Consider the following 5,193-nt stretch of genomic DNA (forward strand, 5'->3'; position numbering starts at 1 on the left):
AATAGGCCTCAAATCCTGCTTCTTTAATTTTTTCTAATACTGGTAAAGCCTTCTGAAATTCAGAAGGCATTTGCGTTAATCTCATAATAAGTGTTCTAATCCATAGACAAGCTCATGACGCTTGACAACTTCTTTAATTCCCAAATTTACCCCTGTCATGAAGGAGCTGCGATCATAGGAGTCATGACGGAGAGTCAATCCTTCTCCCTGATTGCCAAAGATGACTTCCTGATGTGCTACCAAGCCTGGTAAACGAACTGAGTGAATCCGCATGCCATCAAAGTCAGCACCACGGGCACCTGCAATCAATTCTTCTTCATCAGGCGCACCTTGCTGGGTAGACTCTCGAACTTCTGCCATTAACTCAGCCGTTTTAATAGCTGTTCCACTCGGTGCATCCTTTTTCTTGTCATGATGGAGCTCAATAATCTCCACATTTGGGAAATATTTGGCAGCCTGCGTCGCAAATTGCATGAGTAAGACAGCACCCAAGGCAAAGTTAGGGGCAATCAAGCCACCCAAGTCTTGGGCACGAGAAAATGCTTTTAGCTCTGCAATTTCTTCACTTGTGAAACCTGTTGTTCCAACTACTGGAGCAAAGCCATTTTCAAGAGCAAAGCGTGTATTTTCATAGGCAACAGCTGGAGTAGTAAAATCTACCCAGACATCCGCTTCAAAGCCTGCTAAATCAGCCTTATCCTTGAAAACAGGAATACCCTGCCATTCTGACTCAGACTCAAAAGGATCCAAAACTGCTACCAAGTCTAAGTCTGGATCAGCCAAGACCATCTGACAAGCAGCTTGTCCCATCTTTCCCTTAAAACCAGCAATAATTACTCGAATACTCATCTCTACTCCTGTCTAAGATACAAAGGACGTTAGCTGCCTATGAAAAATAGGGAATGGCACTGACTTTCCACGAAAGGCAAGACAGGCATCTTTTTTCAAGAGGCAGGTAGTCCGTGTTCAATTTCTAAGATACAAGGCATCTTAACTAGCCTAGAAGCGCCAACTAAATCACTGGAATATACCCCAGAGCAATACTTCCTGCTCCTAGGTGAGTTCCAATGACACTACCAAATGTAGCAAGTGAAATATCCGTACCCACTCCAGATTCAAGCAAGTGGTGACGCAATTCTTCAGCCTTTTCAGGAGCATTCCCGTGAATGACAATGACCCGATATTGGCCTGAAGCCGTTGTTTCTTTGATAATCTCAATCAAGCGCTTGGTTGCTTTCTTTTCCGTACGAACTTTTTCGTAAACTTCAATCACACCTTGGTCGTTGAAATAAAGGATTGGCTTAATGCTTAGCAGATTGCCCAAAATGGCAGCCCCATTTGAAAGGCGCCCACCTTTCACCAAATGGTCCAAATCATCTACCATGATAAAGGCTGACGTACGGCTGATTTGAATGGCTAGCTTATCCTGAATGCTGACAAAATCATCGCCCTGGTCACGCCAATTAAAGACACTTTCAACCATGATACCCAGAGGAGCACTTGTAATCAAAGTGTCTGGAAAAGCAATGGTTAAGCCCTCATAGTCATCTATCATATACTGGATATTTTGGTAAAAACCTGAAATTCCAGAAGATAGGAAAAGTCCCAAGGCATGGGTATAACCTTGTTCTTTGAGCGAAGTTAAGATTTCATCTAATTTGGCAATACTTGGCTGACTGGTCTTAGGCAATTCAGAAGCCTGAGCCATTTTTTGGTAAAATTCCTCAGCAGACAGATTGATGCCTTCGACATACTCCTCACCATCAATATTGACAGGAATATCCAAGACAAATAAATCTTCTCTTTGCAAGGTCTCTGCACTGAGATAGGCAGAAGAATCTGTGATAACAGCTAGTTTCATATTAGAACTCCAAATTGATTCCTGGTAAGTCTAATGCAATTTCAGTTACTTCGTAAGTCAAACGGTTGAGCATGTTCAAACATGGACGAGCCAAAGTTTCCACTTCTTCTTGGCTCAATTCACTTGGTTCATTGACAATACGGCCATCGATATGATTTACCTGTGAAATGGTTCCACTGATGACAAACTTATCAAATACAATCATAAATGTCAAGATGACAATCAAGGAAGTCACTTGATTTTCTTGATCATGTTGGAGCAATTGGAAGTTCACATCCACCTTGGTTTCAGGAGCTCCATTTTCATTTTCCCATTCAAAATTACGCGCATCAAAATGATACTGACTAACAAATTCTTGTTCACGTTTAAGATTCATGTCTTTCTCCCTTGGCTACAATATTATAAGCTATTGTACCATAATTTTTTATTTTCATCTAGTTTTCTCGGATTTAGTCAATCCCGATTTCAGCTCGAACTACGTCTGCGATGGTATCAACATAGTAGTCTACTTCTTCTGTTGTAGGCGCTTCTGCCATGACACGTAAAAGGGGCTCTGTTCCACTTGGGCGTACTAGGATACGGCCATTCCCTGCCATTTCTTCTTCCATCTTCTCGATGATAGCCTTGATAGCTGGCACTTCCATAGCCTTTTCCTTCATGGCATTTTCCACTCGGATATTGACTAATTTTTGTGGATAGATGGTTACTTCTGCTGCCAACTCTGACAAGCTCTTACCAGTTTCCTTCATGATTTTGGTCAATTGAACAGCAGATAATTGGCCATCACCTGTTGTATTGTAGTCCATCAAGATGACGTGACCAGACTGTTCACCACCGAGGTTGTAGCCTGATTTTCTCATTTCTTCAACAACGTAGCGGTCGCCAACTGCAGTGACTGCCTTGTTAATGCCTTCACGGTCCAAGGCCTTGTGGAAACCAAGGTTGGACATCACAGTTGTCACAATTGTATTTTGGGCCAATTGTCCTTTTTCAGAAAGGTATTTCCCGATAATGTACATAATCTTATCACCATCGACGATGTCGCCATTCTCATCGACAGCAATCAAACGGTCACTATCTCCGTCAAAGGCCAAACCGATAGCTGAGCCGCTTTCTTTGACCACTTCTTGAAGGGCTTCTGGGTGTGTAGAACCAACATTAAGGTTGATGTTAAGACCGTCTGGTGTTTCCCCGATAACAGTTAATTGGGCACCAAGGTCTGCAAAGATTTGACGGGCACTTGTAGACGCTGCACCATTGGCTGTATCCAAGGCAATCTTCATTCCTTCAAGAGGAGTTCCAGTTGAAACAAGGTATCCTTCATACTTACGCAAGCCTTCTGGATAATCTACCAAGGTTCCCAAGCCTTCTGCACTTGGACGAGGAAGAGTATCTGCCGCAGCATCTAGCAAGGCTTCAATTTCTGCTTCTTTTTCATCATCTAGTTTGAAGCCATCACCACCAAAGAACTTAATCCCATTATCAAGGGCTGGGTTGTGGCTAGCAGAAATCATGACACCTGCGCTTGCTCCTTCAGTTTTAACCAAGTAAGCTACTGCTGGTGTTGCCAAAACGCCTAGTTTGTATACGTGAATACCAACTGAAAGAAGACCAGCTACCAAGGCAGATTCCAGCATTTCCCCTGAAATACGTGTGTCACGTCCTACAAAGACTTTCGGTGCTTCCGTTTCATGTTGACTGAGAACATAGCCTCCAAAACGTCCTAGTTTAAAGGCTAATTCCGGAGTAAGTTCTACATTAGCTTCTCCACGGACTCCATCAGTCCCAAAATATTTACCCATTTTTATAAAATCCTTTTTCTATTTTTAATTCGTTTTTGAACTAGTTGCTTTCGTTGACGAAGATGTCTCCGATGAACTGCTTGTACTTGAATTTGATGTGCTTGAACTTGGTGCTACTGGTTTTGTAGTCACCTTCATTATTGTATCAAAGGGAGTGATAACTGCCGGTAAGACAACACCATTGCGGTCGATTGCCTGCAAAGGTACTGAACCACTGTAATTACCTGTTATGCGTTCGCTAGTTGGCAAGACAGCGATAATCTTATCAATTCTATCCAATGTCTCTTGGTCACTCGTAATCGACACTTCTTCATCTGACAGCGTGACATTTTCAATCTGTACCCGACTATCAATTTGACTAGGGTCAATCTCTGGTACAACCTTTACCTTATTCTTCTGAGCCTTCTTACCAATCTTGACTGTAATTTTTTGCGGAGTCGCCACAGCGGTCAGCCCATTGGGTAAATCTTCAATGCTCAAAGGAACTTCAATCGTTCCAACACTGGCATCTGTTAGGTCAGCAGTAACCTTGAATTTACGTGTGCTTTCTTGCATTTCACTAGCTAGCGATAGGCGATTTGCACCAGTCAAGACCACTGATACTTCTGAAGCAAAACCGCTAATAAAATACTCATCACTATTATAGCGTATGTCAATAGGGACATTTGTTACTGTATTCGTATAGGTTTCCGTTTTTACCTGCCTAGCACTGGTACTGTTTTGAAAATTCGTCGCCGTAGCATAGACAAATAAGACACAAGCAAAAAAGAGTGAGGATATGATGTATAAACTATTTTTTCTCATGTTTCCATCCTCCTAGCAATCGCTCTTTAAAACTAAGACCTGCTTCCTCTTTTGGAAGTAAGATTTCACGTAATTCTGTTTCAAATTCATCAAGTGTTAGGTTGTGCTTAAAGCTTCCATTATAGGTTATCGAAATTCCTCCCGTTTCCTCTGATACGACAAAAGTCAAGGCATCTGAGACTTCTGATAAACCGATAGCCGCCCGGTGTCTGGTTCCAAATTCCTTGGAAATTCCTGTACTTTCTGTCAAGGGCAGATAGGCAGACGTCACAGCGATACGTTCTTCTCTGATAATCACCGCACCATCGTGTAGGGGAGTGTTGGGAATAAAGATATTGATAAGGAGTTCTGCTGAAATTTTGGCATCCAAAGGAATTCCTGTCGAAATATACTCCTGCAAGGTACGTACACGCTGAATAGCAACCAAGGCCCCGATTTTACGAGGACTCATGTATTCAACAGACTTAACAAAGGCACGAATCATCTGTTCCTCAGCACTAATAGGGGCATTGGAAAAGAAATCTGTCGCTCTTCCCAAACGTTCCAAACCAGTCCGAATCTCTGGAGAGAAGATAACAACCGCCGCAATAACCCCATAAGTAATAATTTGATTGATTAACCAAGAAATCGTAGTCAAGCCAATCATATTTGCAAGGATTTGAGCTAAAATAAACACCAAAACTCCACGTACCAAAATCATAATCTTGGTTCCTGCAATAGCTTTTG

At 42.2% G+C, this 5,193-nt stretch carries 6 protein-coding genes; all 6 read right to left on the minus strand.

Going from position 1 to position 5,193, the window contains the following annotated elements:
* Positions 1 to 81: 81 nt before the first annotated feature.
* The gene (dapB, locus tag SMIDD26_RS06475) at positions 82 to 849 is read right to left on the minus strand and encodes a 4-hydroxy-tetrahydrodipicolinate reductase (protein ID WP_061439608.1); all 768 of its coding nucleotides are present in this window, start codon (positions 847 to 849) and stop codon (positions 82 to 84) included.
* A 163-nt stretch (positions 850 to 1,012) separates the two neighbouring features.
* Positions 1,013 to 1,861: a DegV family protein gene (locus tag SMIDD26_RS06480; protein WP_061439609.1), complete on the minus strand. Its 849-nt coding sequence runs from the start codon at positions 1,859 to 1,861 to the stop codon at positions 1,013 to 1,015.
* Between the two features lies 1 nt (position 1,862).
* Complete coding sequence (locus SMIDD26_RS06485; RefSeq protein ID WP_001050087.1) at positions 1,863 to 2,237, minus strand: DUF1149 family protein; 375 nt, start codon at positions 2,235 to 2,237, stop codon at positions 1,863 to 1,865.
* A 73-nt stretch (positions 2,238 to 2,310) separates the two neighbouring features.
* Entirely contained in the window at positions 2,311 to 3,663 is a 1,353-nt protein-coding gene (gene glmM / locus SMIDD26_RS06490) for a phosphoglucosamine mutase (RefSeq protein ID WP_061439610.1), read from the minus strand.
* 24 nt (positions 3,664 to 3,687) lie between these two features.
* Entirely contained in the window at positions 3,688 to 4,467 is a 780-nt protein-coding gene (locus SMIDD26_RS06495) for a CdaR family protein (RefSeq protein WP_050236658.1), read from the minus strand.
* On the minus strand, positions 4,454 to 5,193 hold a 740-nt coding region (gene cdaA, locus SMIDD26_RS06500), incomplete at its 5' end, for a diadenylate cyclase CdaA (RefSeq protein ID WP_246746958.1). The genes SMIDD26_RS06495 and cdaA, both read right to left, overlap by 14 nt.

Source organism: Streptococcus mitis (assembly GCF_001579035.1).
Classification (GTDB): domain Bacteria; phylum Bacillota; class Bacilli; order Lactobacillales; family Streptococcaceae; genus Streptococcus; species Streptococcus mitis_J.